The following is a 20,152-nucleotide window of genomic DNA, read 5'->3' on the forward strand; positions in this document are numbered from 1 at the left end:
TATCTAAACTCCTCATTCACTGCTTATTGCTTTTCGCAACCTTCAAGAGAACTTCCCTGATTCGGTTAAAACAACAGATTCGCCACCGTAAAACCAAGGCCCACGACCAATGCCAGCAAAAGTGCCTCCATACATCGGATCAAACCTGTAATGGTATCTCCTGAAAACATATCGCGCAATGAATTGGTAAATGCAATTCCCGGTATCAGAAGCATGATATTTCCGATACTGATCAGATCCGCATGATGTCCAAGCCCGATTAGAACTGTAAGATTGGAAAGTACTCCGCCGGCTCCGCAGCAAAGAAGCACTGTCAGTAGCGAGTTTAATGCACCTTTTTTTACAAAAGCCTCAAACAGCTTCAGGGCGATACCAATCAGCGCAGAAGCAATCATATCGTTGACATCTCCTCCGAAAAACACGGAAAAAGAACCTGAAATTACAGCATAGATCAAAATCTGCGTTTTAAAAGAATATCCTTGTTTATCCCGGATCTTTTCCAGCCCCTTCTGGATCTCCTCCGGCTTCGGCCGATACTCACAGATGTATCTGGAAAGCTGGTTCAGGTCATCCAGCCGTCCCAGATCATTGGACATTCCCGGCACACGCCGCGTCTGGGTGCAAATACCGAAATCCTCTCCATAAATAGTCGTCACAATACTGGATGTGATAGAAAAAACATCTGCCCGGGTGGCTCCATATGCCAGGCAGATCCGCCGTATGGTATCTTCCACACGTCCAACCTCTGCTCCGCAGCAAAGAAGCTGTTCACCAATTGTCATCGCATAATATAAATACTGTTCCGCTTCCTCCCGCGTCATCCGGCATCCCTCACTTTCCTGCTTTATTTCATTTTTATCTATTTTAGGACACGTAAATATTAAAATCAACAAGGATTTTTTGTCTTAATATTCATTTCTTCTATATTTTCTCAAAGTAATAAGCAGATATTTTCGCTCAAAATAAAACACCACCCGGACAAAAAAGATATCTATCCCTTCTGTCCGGATGGTGTTTGTGTTTGAAAATCCAATGCTCTGCTCAGTTTTTATTTATTTGAAATCTAATAGATCTTATGCAAGTTTTCCGCCAAGTTCACGGCAAGCTGCAAGTCCTTCATCATCAGGTGTGTTGTTTACAATGAGCCCCTCATCATCAACAAGCTCTGCGCCTGCGTCTTTTGCTCTGCCGCACCATGTTCTCATCCACTCTCCGTCGCCCCAGTCATAGGAACCGAAAAGCGCAACTTTCTTACCAGAAAGTTTGCCTTCCAGATCAGAGAAGAATGGCTCGAACTCACCCTCCTCAAGCTCCTCATCCCCCATAGCCGGACAACCAAGTGCCAAAACATCATAAGAGAGAGCTTTATCTACATCTGCATCTGCAACTTCCATGATCTCAACATCCGCACCAGCTGCTTTTGCACCTTCCTCAACAGCCTGTGCCATTGCCTCTGTGTTGCCTGTAGAAGACCAGTAAATAATTCCTACCTTGCTCATCTTAAAAACCTCCTGTTTTTAAACTTTATATTATACGCACATCTGAGATGTACAGAGATGCTTCATACCAACAACCTGCAAAATCGAATACCCCGCACGGATCTGCGCCGCAGTAAACTCCCGGCACTTATCATAGCTGTCAAAAATCCTGCGAGCCTGCTCCACATCATCATAAACCTTCCAGTAACCACACATCTTGCAGCCACTGCCTCCGAACTTCCGGAAGCCCTTCACGTCTTCAATGGGATAACCCAGGAAAAGTCCGATCTCATGAGGAAACTCCGTCTTATGAAAAAATCTCTCCTTCAAACGGGCGATCATCTCATCCAAAGAACTATCTATATTATACCCATCCTGAAGCAAAAGTTTCCTGACTTCATCCTGCTTAAGATATTCCTGCAGCATATCCGGCCGGTACACCAGAAGAAGATAATGCTTCCTGCATCCACAGATGATCTCCATACGGATGCCTTCCCGTTCAAGACTCTCCTCATAATCCGAAATGATCTCCGGCAGCTCCGGCATTTTTTCCTTGGAAAAGGAAACAAGATTCGCCGGTTTCATTCCCATTAATACAGGGGAACAATGATAACCCATGACAGATTCAAATTTTTCACAAGTCATTTGCATTCTCCTTTACGTTTTAGTTAGATTCTTCTAACTATTGTAAATATACCGCCAAAGTTAGTCTTTGTCAACTTATTTTTAAAAAATTTTCCTTGCGGACTTTTACTGATAAAATCCTATCATTAAGGGCACAATATTCCTTATAACAAACACTCTGTCAGACATCCGACTGCCAGTTCTCACCATTTAACCGAATCAAGTAAGTCCTCTGCAGGGTTGCAAATATCCCCTACACCCGCAGCGTAAAAATACTCATTTACATCCAGCTCATAAAATGAAAATATTTCAGGATAATCATATCCAAACCTCTTGACAAACTTCCCTCTGCCATGTATTATAATATCAGTAATAATTACTATTACTGAAAGGGGGAAACATTATGGCAGCACTTAAATACAGCCGTCAGCGAGAATCCATCAAGGAATTTCTGAGATCCAGAACAGATCATCCAACGGCAGATACAGTATACGAGAATCTTCGACAGATCTACCCGAATATCAGTCTCGGAACTGTCTACCGTAATCTTTCTCTTCTCAGTGACATCGGTGAGATCCGGAAGCTGACCAATTTCGGAAGCGCGGATCGCTACGATGGAAGGGTCGCACCACACTCACATTTCATGTGTACCAGATGCAACCGGGTGATCGATATGCAGTCAGACAGCCTTAACGGAATTCTTGAACAGGCAGCTGCAGAATTTATCCACGGAAAAGTCTTTGACGTAGATGCAAGCTTCTATGGGATCTGCAAGGAATGCCTGAAAAAAGAAGAAAAACAAGCTTGACAAAACAAAGATCACATGGTATCATAAAATAGTAATAATTACTATTATTAATTTAGAAGAAACAAAAACAAACAATATATTTCAAAAAAGAAAAGGAGATCATTACTATGGCTAAATGGGTATGTACAGTATGTGGATATGTTTATGAAGGCGAGCAGGCACCGGAAGCCTGTCCAGTATGTAAAGCACCAGCTTCTAAATTCCAGAAACAGGAAGGCGAGCTCTCATGGGCAGCTGAGCACGTTGTAGGTGTAGCTAAAGGTGTCAGCGAGGACATCCTTGCAGACCTGAGAGCGAACTTCGAGGGCGAGTGCTCTGAGGTTGGTATGTATCTTGCAATGGCTAGAGTTGCTCACAGAGAAGGATATCCGGAAGTTGGTATGTACTATGAAAAAGCAGCTTACGAGGAAGCAGAGCATGCAGCTAAATTCGCAGAGCTCCTTGGTGAGGTTGTAACAGACAGCACAGAGAAGAACCTTCAGATGCGTGTAGAGGCTGAAAACGGCGCTACAGCAGGTAAATTCGACCTTGCAAAACGTGCGAAAGCAGCTGACCTTGACGCAATCCATGATACAGTACATGAGATGGCTAAAGACGAAGCAAGACACGGAAAAGCATTCGCTGGTCTGCTTAAAAGATACTTCGGTAAATAAGAAATCCGCATAAAATCGGAATTTTTACAAGAGGGAACCACGTAAAATGGTTCCCTCTTTTTTAATGTTTCTGATGGAGATGTGCAAATTAGTGTACAGATTTTTCAATCTTCCGCACACTATCTGCTCTTACCTGCTCCCGAAGCTCCGTCAGATAATCTGAGAATTTCACCTGTTCATTTCCGTAGGTCATCTGCAGGTTATATTCCAGTGGGATCCAGGTTTTGATGTCGGATTCATTGTGCTGGATCAGCGCTTCCAGTTTGTCCAAAGCTTTGTAGATTCTGGATTCCAGAGTCTGCTGTGCTTCCATTTCCTGATACAGTTCTGCCATCTCTTTATCAAATGGTTCCGGCAGAGTTTTCACCCATTCACCCAGCACATCGGCTTCTTTTTCTGAATCTTTTACTGTTTTTTCAAAAGCTGGGATATCCCCGGTAAAAGCTTCTCCCATATCATGGATCAGACACATTTTCATGATCTTCAGAAGATCTGCCTCCGGAAACTCGTCGCTGACAAAATATGCCATCAGAGAAATTCTCCAGGAATGCTCCGCAACACTCTCCCGCCTGCCTCCGGATGTATAGCAATGACGCACTGCATCTTTTAATCGTTCTGCAACAGAAAGTACTTCAATCAGTTTTTCTGGTTTCATATTCGTTCTCTCTCCTCCGTCTTTTCATAATATTTTCACTGACACCAATTCTGTTCATTACTATACCATATCTCCGGTCATGGAAAACAGATGAAAAACAGAAGATTCCATTCTGAAAAAATTTGTCTCAACTAATTTATAAAAAAAATATAAACTTTATTGCATTTTTCTCCATAATCGTCATAATGAAATTATAAACAAAAGAAAGAAGGTGATTGCCGATGGATATCACGGTGTCGGATGAGGTCTCACAGGAATATCATGCGCTTGTGAAGAACATCCTCTGTAACAGAGAGTTCCTGAAGCTGAGCCTGTACACCCACCACCAGTGGACCACACGGCTCATGCACAGTATCAATGTTTCTTACCTCTCCTGGTTCATTGCCAGGAAGCTGGGATGTGACGAGAAAGCCGCCGCAAGGGCAGGACTTCTCCACGATTTCTGTCCCTATGACTTCAGGGCGGAGACACCGACCGGTGAGCATCAGGCGTTTTATCACCCGAAGGCTGCCGCAGACAACAGTGCCGCACACTTTGATGTCACAGACAGAGAGCTGGATGCGATACTCTCACATATGTTCCCTCTGGGACCTCTTCCACGCAATAAGGAAGCCTGGATCATCAGCTTTGCCGATAAAGCCTGCGCCATCGCGGAAGGCTGCCATATCGCCATTGCACTGGCCAGGCGGAACCGGATCGTCATCAATCCGGCATAATTTCCACACAAAAAACAGGGCCGTCTCCACTTCTGACGAGCCCTGTTTTTGTGTGAAAATTTATTTTATGGTAATACTTTGCAGATTACTTTCTATATCTTAGTTCTCTTTCACAATAACCTTATCCAGATGCCAGATATCATCTACATACTCCTGGATAGTTCTGTCGGATGTGAACTTACCGCTGCATGCTGTATTGAGAAGTGCCATCTTAGCCCAGCGTTTCTCATCCTTATATGCTTCCTCAACACGCTTCTGTGCCTCTGCATAGGAACGGAAGTCGCCAAGGATGAAGTACTGGTCAGGTCTCGGCATGTTGCGTTTGTCGAGAAGTGAATTGTAGATGTCACGGAACATCTCTGTATCGCTGGAGAAGGTTCCGTTAATCAGCTGCATCAGTACCTGACGGATCTCCGGATCTGTGTTGTAGATGAAGTCCGGATCGTAACCGCCGTTGTTCTCATAGTTGATGATCTGGTCGGAGCTCATACCGAAGATAAATGCATTCTCCTCGCCAACCTCCTGTACGATCTCAACGTTAGCACCATCCATGGTTCCAAGTGTCGGAGCACCGTTCAGCATGAATTTCATGTTACCTGTACCGGAAGCCTCTTTACTTGCTGTGGAGATCTGCTCGGAAACATCTGCTGCCGCAAAAATGATCTCAGCGTTGGATACACGGTAGTTCTCGATGAATACAACCTTCAGCTTGCCGTTGATGGAAGCATCATTGTTTACAACATCTGCCACACAGTTGATCAGCTTGATGATCTTCTTTGCACGTGCGTAAGCTGCGGAAGCTTTTGCACCAAAGATAAATGTTCTTGGATAGAAATCCATCTCCGGATGTGCCTTGATCTGGTTGTACAGATAGATCACATGCAGGATGTTAAGAAGCTGACGTTTGTACTCATGAAGTCTCTTAACCTGGATATCGAAGATAGAGTGCGGGTCAACCTCAACACCATTGTGCTCCAGGATATATTTTGCAAGACGCTCTTTGTTCTTGAACTTGATGGTCATGAACTCCTGAAGAGCCTTCTCATCGTCTGCGTAAACCTTAAGCTTGGAAAGTTGGGAAAGATCTGTGATCCAGTCCGGTCCGATCTTGTCTGTTACCCAATCAGCCAGAAGCGGGTTTCCATGAGCAAGGAAACGTCTCTGTGTGATACCGTTTGTTTTGTTGTTGAACTTCTCAGGCATCATCTCATAGAAATCCTTCAGCTCCTGATTCTTGAGGATCTCGGTATGAAGGCGTGCAACACCGTTTACAGAGTAGCCTGCAACGATCGCAAGGTGAGCCATCTTAACCTGTCCGTCATAGATGATCGCCATCTTCTTGATCTTCTCGAAGTTTCCAGGATATTTCTGCTGGATCTCAAGAATGAAACGACGGTTGATCTCCTCGATGATCTGGTATACACGCGGAAGCAGTCTGGAGAACAGCTCGATCGGCCATTTCTCAAGTGCCTCGGACATGATGGTGTGGTTGGTGTAAGCACAGCATTTTGTTGTGATATCCCATGCCTGATCCCAGCCAAGACCTTCCTCATCGATAAGAATACGCATCAACTCTGCAACTGCAACTGTCGGATGGGTATCATTCATCTGGAATACAACCTTCTCATGAAGCTTTGTGATGTCATCGTGTGTTTTCTTATATTTGGCAATCGCTGCCTGAAGGCTGGCAGATACGAAGAAGTACTGCTGTTTCAGACGAAGCTCTTTACCTGCCATATGGTTATCATTCGGATAAAGTACCTCAACGATAGTACGTGCAAGGTTCTCCTGCTCTACTGCATTGTGATAATCACCCTTGTCAAAAGAGTCAAGGTTGAAGTCTACGATCGGCTCTGCATCCCAGATACGAAGTGTGTTTACAACATCATTGTTATAACCTGTGATCGGCATATCGTAAGGAACAGCCTTAACTGCCTGATATCCTTCATGGATGAATTTATTCTCGTTCTTCACCGGATCCCACTCAACGCGTACATATCCGCCGAAATGAACCTCTTTTGCATACTCCGGACGACGGAGCTCGAAAGGATAGCCGTTCTTCAGCCAGTTATCCGGTGCCTCTACCTGATAACCGTCACGGATCTCCTGCTTGAACATACCATAACGGTAACGGATTCCGCATCCGTATGCACAGTAGTTCAGAGTTGCAAGAGAATCCAGGAAGCATGCTGCCAGTCTTCCAAGTCCACCGTTTCCAAGAGCCGGATCCGGCTCCTGGTCTTCAATGCAGTTAATGTCAAGTCCAAGCTCCTCAAGAGCCTCCTTAACCTCGCCGTATGCACCAAGGTTGATCAGGTTGTTTCCAAGGGCACGGCCCATAAGGAACTCCATGGACATATAATATACGATCTTCGGGTCCTGTTTTTCATACGCCTTCTGGCTCTTGAGCCAGTTGTCAATGATCACGTCCTTCACAGTGTAGCTTACAGCCTGAAAGATCTGCTCCTGTGTAGCCTCTTCCAGTGTTTTTCGATAAAGGAATTTTACGTTTTCTTTTACACTTTTTTTGAATTCCTCTTTCTCAAACTGCTTGTCAATCATTAGTTTTCCTCCTGTACTTTGGATACTCCCAGTGTTACAGCCTCTTTGTTGATGTTCCACTCCTTGGTGTAACCCTCTGCTTCTCCCAGAATAATGTTTTCTGCCAGTACTTCACGTTTGATCTCATCCTGGTTTGCTTTCATGATATCCATGATCTTATCGTTATCTTTTGCATAGACAATGATCTTGTCCATGACTTCGAAACCAGCCTCTTTACGCATAGTCTGAATCTTGCTGATGATCTCGCGGACAAAGCCCTCCTGGATCAGTTCAGGTGTAAGGTTTGTATCAAGGACAACGGATGTCTCACCGTCTGTCTCTGTCACATAGCCCTCGCTCTGGGCTGTTTCGATCAATAAGTCTTCCTCTGCAAGCTCGACTCTGTTTCCGGCAATATCAAGAACGAGAACACCATTATCTCTCAGCTCTTTCATTGCTGCGGTTCCGTCGATCTCGGAGAGTGCAGTACGGATGCCGTTCAGAAGCTTGCCGTATTTCGGTCCTACTGTACGAAGCTGCGGCTTGAAGCTGTAAGAAATGAAGGACTCTACATCATCTGCGAATTTCACTTCTTTTACGTTAAGCTCATCTGCGATGATATCTGTGTAGAATTTATCCATAGCTTTCTCAGCTTTTACATACATGGTTCCGATCGGCTGACGGTTCTTGATGTTTGCGGTATTTCTGCATGCACGTCCGAGAACAACGATCTCAAGAAGCTCTTCCATGTTTGCCTCAAGATCCTTGTCGATCCATGCTTCGTTTACCTCCGGGTAATCGCAGAGATGGATACTCTCCGGAGCGTCTGCATCAATGCTTCTTACAAGGTTCTGGTAGATATCCTCAGTCATGAACGGGATCATCGGAGCTGCAGCCTTGGCAACTGTTACCAGCGCTGTGTAAAGTGTCATGTAAGCATTGATCTTATCCTGCTCCATGCCCTTTGCCCAGAAACGCTCACGGCTTCTTCTTACATACCAGTTACTCATATCGTCAACAAATTCCTGAAGTGCTCTTGCAGCCTCCGGAATCTTGTAGGAATCAAGATCCGCATCGACAGTCTTCACCATGGTATTCAGCTTGCTGAGCAGCCATTTATCCATAACCGGAAGCTTATCGTAATTTAAAGTATATTTAGTTGCATCAAAATTGTCAATGTTCGCATACAGTACGAAGAATGCGTAGGTGTTCCACAGAGTGCTCATGAACTTTCTCTGTCCCTCTACAACTGCCTTGCCGTGGAAACGGTTCGGAAGCCATGGAGCACTGTTGATGTAGAAATACCAGCGGATCGCATCTGCGCCGTATTTGTTCAGTGCGTCAAACGGATCTACGGCATTTCCCTTGGACTTACTCATCTTCTGTCCGTTCTCATCCTGTACATGTCCCAGAACGATTACATTCTTATACGGAGCCTTGTTGAAAAGCAGTGTGGACTCAGCAAGAAGGGAGTAGAACCATCCTCTTGTCTGGTCAACAGCCTCGGAGATGAAGTCTGCCGGGAACTGCTGCTCGAACAGGTCTTTATTCTCAAATGGATAATGATGCTGTGCAAAAGGCATTGCTCCGGAATCGAACCAGCAGTCGATTACCTCCGGTACACGGTGCATGGTCTTGCCGCAATCCGGACACTTCATGGTGATATCATCAATGTATGGACGGTGAAGCTCGATGGTCTTCGCACGCTCGTCACCACTCTTCTCATAGAGATCCTGGCGGCTTCCCACGGATTCCATATGTCCGCACTCACACTGCCAGATATTCAGTGGTGTTCCCCAGTAACGGTTTCTGGAAATACCCCAGTCCTGAACGTTCTCAAGCCAGTCACCGAAACGTCCCTTACCGATGCTCTCCGGAATCCAGTTGATAGTATTGTTGTTACGGATCAGATCATCCTTTACTGCAGTCATCTTGATGAACCAGGACTCACGTGCATAGTAGATAAGCGGTGTGTCACATCTCCAGCAGTGCGGATAATCATGCTCGAATTTCGGTGCGTCAAAAAGCTTGCCCTCTTTGTCAAGGTCTGTGAGAACCATCGGGTCCGCTTTCTTTACGAATACACCTGCGTATGGTGTCTCTTTGGTCATGTTACCCTGTCCGTCTACGAACTGTACGAACGGAAGGTCATACTCACGTCCGACACGGCTGTCATCCTCACCAAATGCAGGTGCGATATGAACGATACCGGTACCATCACTCATGGTAACGTAGTTGTCACAGGTTACGAAGTGAGCTTTTTTGTGCTGTTTTGCTGCAGCCTCTCCTGTACATGCAAAAAGCGGCTCATATTCTCTGCGCTCAAGGTCTGTTCCTTTATATTTCTCAAGGATCTCATATGCAGGCTCATCATCCTTTGCAAGCTTGCCGAGAACCTTGTCCAGAAGTGCCTCTGCCATGTAGTAGGTATAGCCGTCTGCTGCTTTTACCTTACAGTAGATCTCATCCGGGTTTACACAAAGTGCAACGTTGGATGGAAGTGTCCATGGTGTTGTTGTCCATGCCAGGAAGTATGCGTCCTCACCAACAACCTTGAAACGCACGATCGCAGAGCGCTCTTTAACAGTCTTGTAGCCCTGAGAAACCTCCTGTGCGGAAAGCGGAGTTCCACAGCGTGGGCAGTAAGGAACGATCTTAAAGCCTTTATAAAGGAGACCTTTTTCCCAGATCTCTTTCAGCGCCCACCACTCGGACTCGATGAAATTGTTGTCGTATGTTACATACGGATGCTCCATGTCAGCCCAGAAACCAACGGTAGATGAGAAATCCTCCCACATTCCCTTGTATTTCCATACGCTCTCCTTACACTGCTGAATGAACGGCTCCATTCCGTACTCCTCGATCTGCTCCTTGCCGTCAAGGCCAAGCTTCTTCTCAACCTCAAGCTCAACCGGAAGTCCGTGAGTATCCCATCCTGCTTTTCTCGGAACCATGTACCCCTTCATTGTACGGTATCTCGGGATCATATCCTTGATAACTCGTGTCAGAACGTGTCCGATATGTGGTTTACCATTTGCGGTAGGCGGTCCGTCATAGAATGTGTATGTCTCGCCCTCTTTACGGCTATCCATACTCTTTTCGAAAATCTTGTTGTCTTTCCAGAATTTCTCGACTTCTTTTTCACGGTCAACAAAATTCAGATTCGTGTCAACTTTACGATACACAATATTTACCTCCTGTGTCTGATTACTGGCTGCTGCCTCATCTGTAAGGCCACAGCGGATTGTTTCTTCACAGATACCTGTTCGTGCCAATGCTTCGGGCACTTATAAAAAAAGACCCCATCCTGTAAAAGGACGAAGTCTGATTCGCTGTACCACCTGTTACATTATACGGGCCTGTGTCCGGATCCCTGCGTCTTCTGCTGTGTTCTTATGCTCTGTGTTATGGCGCGGGCTGTTGTTCCATGTCTGTTCATGGCGGACAATTCTTTGTATCTGCCGATATATGTTCCCTGTAACGGAGGAAATCCGTCAGTTCTTACTTAATGATCATCTGTATATCAGATATTCTTCCGGCTGCTGCCGGACAACTTCGGAACTGAAGCTCAGGAGTGATATTCCGCCATATTTACTCGTCCCGGGCTCCCACCATCCCCGGTTCGCTGCAAGCTTTCCATATGGCCTACTGTCTCCATCACAGCTTTTTCTATATACGCTGTCTATTATAGGTTGGGGAAAATCCATATGTCAAGTGTTTTCATGGATTTTTCTTATTATATGTATGTTCACTTCTTCTTAATGGAATTTTCACAGACTGCAAGTAGTTTTTCCGGGAGGAAAGTGGTATACTACTACAGAATCTTGAGGGCAAAAATACAACGTTTCATTAATACAATGCTATAATTAATGAAATACTGCACCTCATCACAAAACGGGCAAGATTTTTTCGGTTACTGATTCTCAAATGAATAATAACCTTCTCGCCCGGATTTATCACTGAAAGGTATCTTGTTATGAAAAATATGAAAAAACGATCCTTGCGCCGGATCTTTGCAGGCATTCTCGGCATAGGGATCCTGCTCACAGGCGCAGCTCCCTGCGCGGCGGCTGCCTATGGATACGATGAATATGGTGATCCTATCGTCACTGCCACACCGGTTCCTGATGGTCAGGCCGCAGCAGTCACGCCTGCTCACTCCAGCTATTATTCACAGGCTGCCGACACCGATTCCATTGACGGATGGCCCAAAGGTCCCGGCATCGAAGCACAGGCTGCAGTCCTTATGGACGTAAATACAGAAGCCGTTCTTTATTCCAAAAATGCGGACACACAGCTCTACCCTGCCAGCATCACAAAGATCCTGACTACACTGCTTGCCTGTGAAAATCTGAATACTAAGACAAACATTACCGTATCTGAAAAAGCTTCCACCAGTGTAACTGCCGGAGATTCCAGTATTTATGCTGCTCCCGGTGAAAAATTCACTAGGGATCAGGCCCTGATGGCTGTCATGCTCCAGTCCGCTAATGAAATGTCTGTCGCCGTTGCGGAAGAAGTTTCCGGCTCTGTAAAGAAATTCGCAGAACTCATGAACTGGCGCGCCAAGCTTTTTGGCTGCAAGAACACACACTTTAACAATCCCAACGGTCTTCCGGATGAAAATCATTACACCACAGCCTCCGACATGGCAAAGATCGCCAAATCCGCCTGGCTGAATCCTCTTTTCCGGCGATACTGCACCAAACGTTATTACGAGATCCCGCCTACCAATAAATTTGCGGAAGCCCGCCAGCTGCTCAATCATCACAAGATGATGAAAAACGGCGAATATTATTATGAAGGCGTCCGTGGCGGAAAAACAGGCTACACGGATGCATCCGGCAACACACTTGTCACCTACTGCAAACGAGGAAATATAACGCTGGTAGCCGTGATCTTGAATTCTACTTCCGCGGCAAATGCTTACAGCGATACCACTTCTCTTTTTAATTATGGTTTTGAAAATTTTGAAAAGGTGGATATGAAGGTGTCCATGGAGCCAGTCCCGTTTAAGGTACTCCCTTGTGACAAATATATCCTTAAGAATAACGGAAACACCTATCCGTTTTATTATCAGACAAAGGTTTATGTGACTCTTCCAAAAGGTATCAAAAAATCACAGCTTAACAAACGCCAGGCCGTTCTTCAGAATGCTGTCGGCCCACTGCGTCTGAAAAGCAAATATTATTATAAGAAACAAATGGTCGGATGGGGAATGCAATACGAACGAAACATCGTATCAGATCTTCTCCTGGCTTCGTAACATTTTCCTGCGGCGGAGAGATTCGTGCTTTTCACGGATCTCATCCGCCGCTTCTGTATCTTCTGCTCTCAGGGTCTTCACCCCGAAATATTTTCCCTCATCGGTTTTTCGGATCCGGATCTTTCCGGCAACAGGTCCATGCTCATGGCAAAGGGCAAGGCTGTAATATACCTTGGAATTGTTGGTACTGAACCAGCGGATCTTCCTCTTGGCAGGGCATCTGCAGATAGGACACATGGTACTTACCATAGTACGGTCCTTCATCAGACGCTCCTTTGATACAAATTCCCTGGACACAAACTTGTCATGGTCTGTATAGGAAATATAGATCTCGCTGTCTCTGGATTTTGGATTCTGATATACATCCAGAGACGGATGGCGGATCATGCAGGCTTCATCGATCTCCAGGAGTATCCTGGCAGTATAGCTGGCGTCTGCCAGTGCCCGGTGAAAATCCCGGTTTTTGGGAAGCTCCAGATAGTCTGTGGCATATTCCAGAGATCGCCTGGATACTCCGTCCTCGAATTTTATGCTGAAAAGCTTCTGCACATCATAGTAATGCACTGGCCCTGGCATCAGCTTCAGAAGATTATAGTATTTCATATTGCGCTGAAGTTCCATCACATCCTGGTCTCCCCAGGTAAAAAAGCGATACTCCTCCCCGCACCATTCCAGAAATCTGCGGATTGCCCTTGGAAAAGGGATGCCTTTTTCCAGTTCATGATAATCCACGTGGATCACTTCATGGATACTGTCGTGGATCCAGTGGTACACTTTGGGCTTGATCAGGCACTGAAAGGTATCAACGCTCTCTCTTTTTTCATTTAATTTTACTGCCCCGATCTCTATGATCTCAAACGGGAGCCGACTATCCGGATGTCTTCTTCCATCCGGATTCTGGTTCCATTCCAGGTCAAATACAATATAGTTCATGGGTTTTCTGTCCTCTTATCTGACTGCTCAGCTGCTTCATAAATGCAGCTGTTTCCGGATCGTTGTCCGGCTATTTCATATTTTTGCATTCGGACACAGAATAAATCACTTCAAACAGCTCCTGCTGGAAGCTTTCTGTATCTGCATCTGTCAGAATCATATCTTTCATTTCGTCTTCTTCGTGTAGCCACCAGCGGAAATCGCATAATGTGGCACCCCGTCCGGCACCGTCTGAACAATCCACATCCAGGAATACTTTTTCTGTTTTAAAGAACTCCGGATGGATGAGATACATAAACGGTACAGCAGCATGGATACTTGCCACGCAGCGATATTTGGAAAAATTTTCAAGTACGTAGCCAGCCATATCTCCACAGGCTCTGGCTGCCGGATCACCGGACTGGCACAGCTTCATGATCTGGTTTCTGGTGAGATTACATTTCAGGGTAGCATCCAGTCCACACATGATCAGTGGAATTCCGGAATCGAATACGATCTTTGCCGCCTCCGGATCTGCGTAGATGTTGAATTCCGCTGCCGGTGTGATGTTTCCGCCTTTTGCTGCACCGCCTGTAAATACGATTTTTCTGATCTTATTCTTTATTTCAGGAAAAACCTTTAACAGAAGTGCAAGATTAGTCATTGGTGCAGTTTCGATCATTACTACCTGCTCGCCCTCAGGAATGGCATTCAGAATGTCACGGATAAAAAGCACTGCATTATCAGAAGCAGCCTCTGATTTTGCTTCCGGCAGTACGCAATGGCCAAGCCCTGTCTCTCCGTGGAATTCTTCCGCATAAATTGCCGCTTTCACAAGAGGACGGTCCTGGCCTCCTGCCACCGGAACCTTCAGTCCGTAAAAATCCACCAGCTCCAGTGCATTTTTGGTCACTCTTTCTATCCTGGTACTTCCTGCAGATGTCGTCACTGCAAGCAGCTCCAGTTCATCCTGATGTGCTGCCGCATATGCCAGTGCGATCCCGTCATCGATTCCGGGATCACAGTCCATGATAACCTTGATCTTATCTCCCATATATTCACCTCTGTAAAAACTCTTTCCCCAATTTTATAGTATTGCCGAATTTCCGCTGTTTACCTGTTCCAAGTATAACAGAGTGAGGAAAGAGTGTAAAGTTAATCAGAATTCGTTACTGTTCACTCCGTTCTCAGCAACACGCTTCGCGGAATATTACCAGTAAACAATAATCAAAATTCACCTCTGTACTTCAGGCTGAAACGTAAAGAACCCCTCTGCCAGGCATTGGCAGAGGGGTTGAAAAAAGGGGGTTATATTCATTTATATAAACAAATGCGATGTGCAATTTGGAGCTTTAATATTTGCAATATCCGTTTGGGTTGTTCCGGATATTGTTATTATGCTATATCCCATCACCCGGAGCTTGCAATCCAGTACCGGGGCTTCACAATAAATGCTGATCAATCAATAGAAACAAATTTCTTCTCTTCTGCTTCTTTCTTGGTCTCTTCCTTCGGGAAGGTTACATGAAGGATTCCGTTCTCATATTTCGCATGGATATCTTCATGCTTAATGCTCGAGCCTACATAAAAGCTTCTGTTGCAGGTTCCTGTATAACGTTCTCTGCGAACATATTTACCTTTATCATCCTTCTCGTCTTTCTTCTCTTCTCTGGTTGCCTGAATGTTCAGATAACCATTCTTCAGCTGGATCTTCACATCCTCTTTCTTAAATCCCGGAAGATCGATCTCCAGTTCATAATTGCCATCTACATCACGGATATCTGTCTTCATCATATCCTTCACCTGAGGATAAGCATTGGCAGCTGCCTGACGGCCTGTCGGATATCCCATAAAATCATCAAATAAATCTTCTCCGAAAATACTTGGCATTAACATAACTCATTCCTCCTGATCTATATTCGCTGCGTGCTGCGCAGGCGTTTTTAATTTACTGTTTCTGAAAACATCTGCAAATTCTGTAAGAACTTTCTCCGGAAGATTTCTTTTCTCTCTTCCTTTGTTCTGTATGTACTATAACACGCATTATTAGCACTGTCAAGAGGCGAGTGCTAATTTCACACTTTCTTCACATTTCACGTAATTTTACGATCCATTTTTCCGATACATATGTCTGAAGCGCCGAAGATAGAAGGACTCCCAGGATCAGAAATGGAACTGCCTGTAAAAGCACTCCCATAAATACATAAATATAATAACTGCTTTCATAAAAGAGAGCCCACGTCTGCTGAATACAGGAAAGAACATCTGTATCGGGACCATGGATTCCGTATTCAGTGCAGTGGAGATATGCTTCATGAGATCTGTCGAATAATACATTTAATCGATACCGGGACGGTAATAAGGCAGGCTACCGCACCAGATAGCATGACTGCAACATCCTGGAATAGGAACTGGGAATTAAGAATGATCTCCAGGCTATATTGCTGTGTCTGAATGTATGAAAATAATAAAATAGTTCCTCCAAGATAAGCAAACAGCAACGTATTTACCGTTGTACCGATAATTTCTTTCCCAACCTGATAGCCGGAAGCTGTAAGCTCTTTCGCTGTCAGACTGTTTTTATGAGTCCAGACTTCATATACAGAAGATGTTACAGATAATGCTGTATCGATAACAGCCCCAAGAGTACTGAAAACAGTTACAAATATTCCTACATGAAGCATGTTAATATGAAGGTCCGTACTGTAATAATACATAAAATCATCTTCTGAAATCTGGATCTCATTTAACCCGTAACTTCCTGATCTCCATGTAATAATATAAATCGGAATAAACAAAAGTAACATTACCAGCAGTGTAGCCAGAAAAGCCGCCCGCGTCTTTGGATTATTTCCGTTCTGATAAAACAGAGAAATATAACAGACACCTGCACCTGCCACCAATATCAGGAGCAGTACAGGAAAACCGGCAGACATCAGCATAATTGAAAAAAACAAAATTACAATATTCCCCGCCAGTGTCATAATTGACATGGCTCCACGCTCTCCGCCAATCAAGATCACCAGAAAAATTAAAATCAATGCAAGAAAAATGATCATTCTCTGACACCCCTTTTCCGTGATGGTATTTTCATAATCACTGAAGCAATAAAAACAGATACCGGTATTGCCAGTACAATTCCAATACTTTCTATCAGAAAACGACAGATATCATATGGAATGTGGTATCTCACGATCGTTACAAAGCTTATATCATTATTCATCTTAAGTATGAACATGGGAATCATGCCGCTTGCCAAAACAAACAGCAGTACATTTATCATGGTTCCCATAATATCATATCCGATTTCACGACCGGAATGTATCAGTCTTCTCAGAGAAACCGATGGATTTTTCCGCACGATCTCTCCTACTGCTGCGCTGATCGTCACCGTCACATCCATAATTGCACCAAGTCCTGTCAGCATAATATCTGCCCAGAATATATCTGCTGAATTGCCTGTACTTCCAAGGTATTCCAGATTGGAATAATCCAGATCTCCGTACATATAAATAGAAAATTCAAACAATGCCATGATCAGAAACAGAACACACAGTGTTGAAAGAACTGAGGAAAATGTTTTTCTATGAATTCCATTTAAGCAGATCAATGTAGTCAGTGAAAAAAGAACTGCGATGACATTACAGATATTTAAAATATTTTTCCCTTCTGTAAAAGCCTGAAATCCATACGCAAATATGACTGTATTCAGTATCAGTGATATGATCGTGTAAAATCCCTGCTTTCCTGTAATGCAGATCAGCAGAAAAAATAATCCTCCTGCCAGTAATGCCAGATACCCATCCCTTTTTACAGAACGTATCGTTTTTCCGGGGCTTTCCTTTGAACCGCTTAAAAGAACGGTGTCTCCTTTATGATATTTCTTGGTCTGAACCTGAGAAGATGTATATTCATTAGAGACCGTTATTTTTTCCCCTTTATGCGAACCGTTTAATATCCGTGCCGTAATATTCTGAGTATAGTAATATTCTTTTGAGCCCCTGGTTCCTTCTCTGCTCAGAGTCTGTTTTTCTGTTACGGAACATATTTTTGCCAGCGGTGTATGATAAAATCGGGAATTACAGCAGGTAAACAGAACAAAAATAATATATATGCCGGCTAAAAGATATTTTTTGTGAAATATGCAGGATTTCATTAACTTCATTCCCCCTGTAGAAATATTGCAATTGTAAACGCACTGACCGGTTGCTTTTTATCGAAGTAACATTCTACGCTTTTTGAAAGTATTGGTCAATATAAGGTATACAAAAAACAGCAGCAGAACCGTTTTCACAGTTCTGCTGCCCCCATAATTATTTTAACAAATACCTAACTCCAAAAAAGCCATTATTTACAAAGCGCAGAAAATGCATCTGCAACAAACTGAACCTTGGTTCCGATAATAACCTGTACAGAAGTTTTTCCAGGTTTGATCACGCCTGCAACACCTGCAGATTTGATCACCTTATCATTTACAGCTGTAATATCCTTAACCTCAAGTCTCAGTCTTGTGATGCAGTTATCGATGCTTGTGATGTTCTCTTTTCCGCCACAGCCTTCCAGGATCTTCGCGGCAATAGCAGTATAGTCATCATTTGCAAGCTCGATATTCTTCTCTGCCTCAAGATCGTCATCGTCTTCTCTTCCCGGAGTCTTCAGATCAAATTTCTTGATGGCAAAAAGGAATACAACATAGAATACGATAAATGCTGCAATTCCAAGAGGAAGGATGAGCCATGTCTTCTGTGCTGCCGGAAGTGAGGATGAGAAAAGTAAATCCATCGCACCGGCGGAGAAGCTGAAGCCTGCACGGAAGCCAAGAGCAACTGTGATCATGGTAAAGATACCGTAAAGTAATGCATAGATCACATAGAGGCCAGGAGCAAGGAACATAAATCCAAACTCGAACGGCTCAGTTACACCACAGATAAATGCACAGATCGCTGCAGATGCAACAAGACCGATGGCAACTTTTTTCTTTGCAGGTTTCGCACATTTAACCATTGCAAGTGCTGCACCAGGAATACCAAACATCATACATGGGAAGAATCCGGACATGTACATTCCAAGGCTCCAGGATACATCTGCAGAGGTTTCACCTGCCCAGAAGTGCTGAAGATCACCAAGTCCGATGGTGTCAAACCAGAATACATTGTTCAGTGCGTGATGTAATCCGGTAGGGATCAGCAGACGGTTCAGGAATGCATAGATACCTGCACCAACAACATCCATACCTGCAACTGCTTTTCCTAATGCTACAAGTGCACTGAAAAGTAATGGCCATACAAACAGTAATACAACAGATACAATAATGGAAACCACTCCTGCGATAATCGCTACGCAGCGCTTGCCGCTGAAGAATGACAGCCAGTCAGGAAGCTTGGTGCTCTTGAATTTGTTATAGCATGTAGATCCGATAATACCGGCAAGGATTCCGATAAAAGGATTCGCAATTTTGTCAAATGCAAGAGTTTTTGTTGCACTGTCAGCGATTGATGGCATGATGGTTGTAACAAATCCTGTAGAAAGAAGTGTTGTGAGCATCAGCCAGGATGCAAGTGCAGCGATTCCGCCGGTTCCGTCATTCTTTTCTGACATACCGACACCAACACCGATAGCAAAAAGGATTGCCATGTTGTCGATCAGAGCTCCGCCTGCCTTAACCAGAAACAGACCGATCAGATTGGCTGCGCCATGAATGTCTCCACCCTGCATGGTTGCCGGACATAACCAGTATCCGATACCCATGAGGATACCACAGATTGGCAGTACTGCCACCGGAAGCATTAACGCTTTTCCCAGTTTTTGAAGAAATTTCATATATTTCCCCTCCCTTAAAATAAATATATTTGACCGGATCACTCCGGTTATAACACCCCGAAAATTGCTACTATCTCCGGGCTGCTATAAGCCTGTCAGCTGCATGAAGATGATCATGAAAGCTTGAGGACGGCTTCATCCGCCGAAACATCCCCCTCCTTCTGGAGGCTTATCTTTCCGTAATCATCTGTGTTGCAGATCAGAACCGGGATAATCGTGTTTAAACCGGCTTTCTCAATTTTGTCCAGATCAGCCTCTATCAGAAGATCACCTTTTTTGACCTTGTCACCTGCTGCAACGTGGGCTTTAAAGGGTTCGCCCTTAAGTGTGACTGTATCCAGTCCGATATGTATCAGTATTTCCGCGCCCTGAGTGCTTGTCAGCGTAACTGCATGAAGAGTATCAAATACCATTGCCACCTCACCGTCTGCCGGAGCATATATCCTGCCGTCTGCCGGGATCACGGCAAAACCGTCACCCAGTACCTTATCCGCAAAGACAGGGTCCGGAACCTCCGCAAGGGGAACCACTCTACCCTTGCAGGGTGCATAGATTAAATTTCCTTTATCTTTTCCTTTAAAAAATTTCAGCATATTCTCTTCCTCCCGTTATTTCACCACTTCTTCCGGTATTGATATCCGCGATGTCGATTTGTAAATATGTCTATATATTTTTTATC

17 protein-coding genes are annotated in these 20,152 nt (G+C 44.5%); 4 read left to right on the forward strand and 13 right to left on the reverse strand.

The features are described from left to right. Nucleotides 1–65: 65 nt before the first annotated feature. The 3 genes from NCY57_RS12435 to NCY57_RS12445 form a co-directional block, all read right to left on the reverse strand. Nucleotides 66–821, reverse strand: a complete 756-nt coding sequence (locus tag NCY57_RS12435; protein ID WP_021653091.1) for a threonine/serine exporter family protein — start codon at nucleotides 819–821, stop codon at nucleotides 66–68. Between the two features lie 252 nt (nucleotides 822–1,073). Next, a complete protein-coding gene (locus NCY57_RS12440; RefSeq protein WP_015526387.1) occupies nucleotides 1,074–1,499 on the reverse strand; it encodes a flavodoxin in 426 nt (141 codons plus the stop codon). A 30-nt stretch (nucleotides 1,500–1,529) separates the two neighbouring features. Beyond that, on the reverse strand, nucleotides 1,530–2,123 hold the full coding sequence (locus NCY57_RS12445; protein ID WP_161206358.1) for a DUF3793 family protein: 594 nt from the start codon (nucleotides 2,121–2,123) through the stop codon (nucleotides 1,530–1,532). A gap of 382 nt (nucleotides 2,124–2,505) precedes the next feature. Between NCY57_RS12445 and NCY57_RS12450 the strand changes: the two genes are divergently transcribed. Next, a complete protein-coding gene (locus NCY57_RS12450) occupies nucleotides 2,506–2,910 on the forward strand; it encodes a Fur family transcriptional regulator (RefSeq protein WP_015526389.1) in 405 nt (134 codons plus the stop codon). A gap of 107 nt (nucleotides 2,911–3,017) precedes the next feature. Further along, nucleotides 3,018–3,563 (forward strand): NADH peroxidase, encoded by a 546-nt coding sequence (locus tag NCY57_RS12455; RefSeq protein ID WP_015526390.1) that lies wholly within the window; start codon nucleotides 3,018–3,020, stop codon nucleotides 3,561–3,563. An 88-nt stretch (nucleotides 3,564–3,651) separates the two neighbouring features. On the opposite strand, the gene NCY57_RS12460 is transcribed toward NCY57_RS12455, so the two are convergent. Next, nucleotides 3,652–4,218: an HD domain-containing protein gene (locus NCY57_RS12460; RefSeq protein WP_118752642.1), complete on the reverse strand. Its 567-nt coding sequence runs from the start codon at nucleotides 4,216–4,218 to the stop codon at nucleotides 3,652–3,654. Between the two features lie 221 nt (nucleotides 4,219–4,439). Here NCY57_RS12460 and NCY57_RS12465 point away from each other — a divergent pair, with 221 nt between their 5' ends. Beyond that, nucleotides 4,440–4,934, forward strand: coding sequence for an HD domain-containing protein (locus NCY57_RS12465; protein ID WP_250789729.1), 495 nt, complete (start codon nucleotides 4,440–4,442; stop codon nucleotides 4,932–4,934). Nucleotides 4,935–5,033: 99 nt separating this feature from the next. Here NCY57_RS12465 and NCY57_RS12470 read toward each other — a convergent pair whose 3' ends face one another. Both NCY57_RS12470 and ileS read right to left on the reverse strand, forming a co-directional pair. Beyond that, on the reverse strand, nucleotides 5,034–7,496 hold the full coding sequence (locus NCY57_RS12470) for a glycogen/starch/alpha-glucan phosphorylase (protein WP_059086602.1): 2,463 nt from the start codon (nucleotides 7,494–7,496) through the stop codon (nucleotides 5,034–5,036). After that, nucleotides 7,496–10,660, reverse strand: a complete 3,165-nt coding sequence (ileS, locus tag NCY57_RS12475) for an isoleucine--tRNA ligase (RefSeq protein WP_044960556.1) — start codon at nucleotides 10,658–10,660, stop codon at nucleotides 7,496–7,498. The genes NCY57_RS12470 and ileS overlap by 1 nt, the downstream gene beginning before the upstream one ends. Before the next feature lie 791 nt (nucleotides 10,661–11,451). Between ileS and NCY57_RS12480 the strand changes: the two genes are divergently transcribed. Continuing rightward, complete coding sequence (locus NCY57_RS12480; protein ID WP_237972095.1) at nucleotides 11,452–12,741, forward strand: D-alanyl-D-alanine carboxypeptidase family protein; 1,290 nt, start codon at nucleotides 11,452–11,454, stop codon at nucleotides 12,739–12,741. Here the strand turns inward: NCY57_RS12480 and NCY57_RS12485 are convergent. The 7 genes from NCY57_RS12485 to NCY57_RS12515 all read right to left on the reverse strand — a co-directional run bounded on the left by NCY57_RS12485 (nucleotide 12,718) and on the right by NCY57_RS12515 (nucleotide 20,066). Then, nucleotides 12,718–13,674, reverse strand: a complete 957-nt coding sequence (locus NCY57_RS12485) for a 3'-5' exonuclease (protein WP_250789730.1) — start codon at nucleotides 13,672–13,674, stop codon at nucleotides 12,718–12,720. The genes NCY57_RS12480 and NCY57_RS12485 overlap by 24 nt on opposite strands. A gap of 70 nt (nucleotides 13,675–13,744) precedes the next feature. Next, complete coding sequence (locus NCY57_RS12490) at nucleotides 13,745–14,707, reverse strand: nucleoside hydrolase (protein ID WP_250789731.1); 963 nt, start codon at nucleotides 14,705–14,707, stop codon at nucleotides 13,745–13,747. Nucleotides 14,708–15,111: 404 nt separating this feature from the next. Continuing rightward, on the reverse strand, nucleotides 15,112–15,549 hold the full coding sequence (locus NCY57_RS12495) for an Hsp20/alpha crystallin family protein (protein ID WP_015526401.1): 438 nt from the start codon (nucleotides 15,547–15,549) through the stop codon (nucleotides 15,112–15,114). A 416-nt stretch (nucleotides 15,550–15,965) separates the two neighbouring features. Then, the gene (locus tag NCY57_RS12500) at nucleotides 15,966–16,712 is read right to left on the reverse strand and encodes a YibE/F family protein (RefSeq protein WP_022426566.1); all 747 of its coding nucleotides are present in this window, start codon (nucleotides 16,710–16,712) and stop codon (nucleotides 15,966–15,968) included. Then, nucleotides 16,709–17,809: a YibE/F family protein gene (locus NCY57_RS12505; protein ID WP_059086597.1), complete on the reverse strand. Its 1,101-nt coding sequence runs from the start codon at nucleotides 17,807–17,809 to the stop codon at nucleotides 16,709–16,711. Before NCY57_RS12505 ends, NCY57_RS12500 begins: the two co-directional genes overlap by 4 nt. A gap of 191 nt (nucleotides 17,810–18,000) precedes the next feature. After that, on the reverse strand, nucleotides 18,001–19,473 hold the full coding sequence (locus tag NCY57_RS12510; protein ID WP_250789732.1) for a PTS transporter subunit EIIC: 1,473 nt from the start codon (nucleotides 19,471–19,473) through the stop codon (nucleotides 18,001–18,003). Nucleotides 19,474–19,586: 113 nt separating this feature from the next. Continuing rightward, complete coding sequence (locus NCY57_RS12515; protein WP_015526406.1) at nucleotides 19,587–20,066, reverse strand: PTS sugar transporter subunit IIA; 480 nt, start codon at nucleotides 20,064–20,066, stop codon at nucleotides 19,587–19,589. Nucleotides 20,067–20,152 lie beyond the last annotated feature (86 nt).

It is taken from the genome of Blautia sp. MB18-30 (genome assembly GCF_023669475.1).
GTDB lineage: Bacteria > Bacillota > Clostridia > Lachnospirales > Lachnospiraceae > Blautia_A > Blautia_A fusiformis.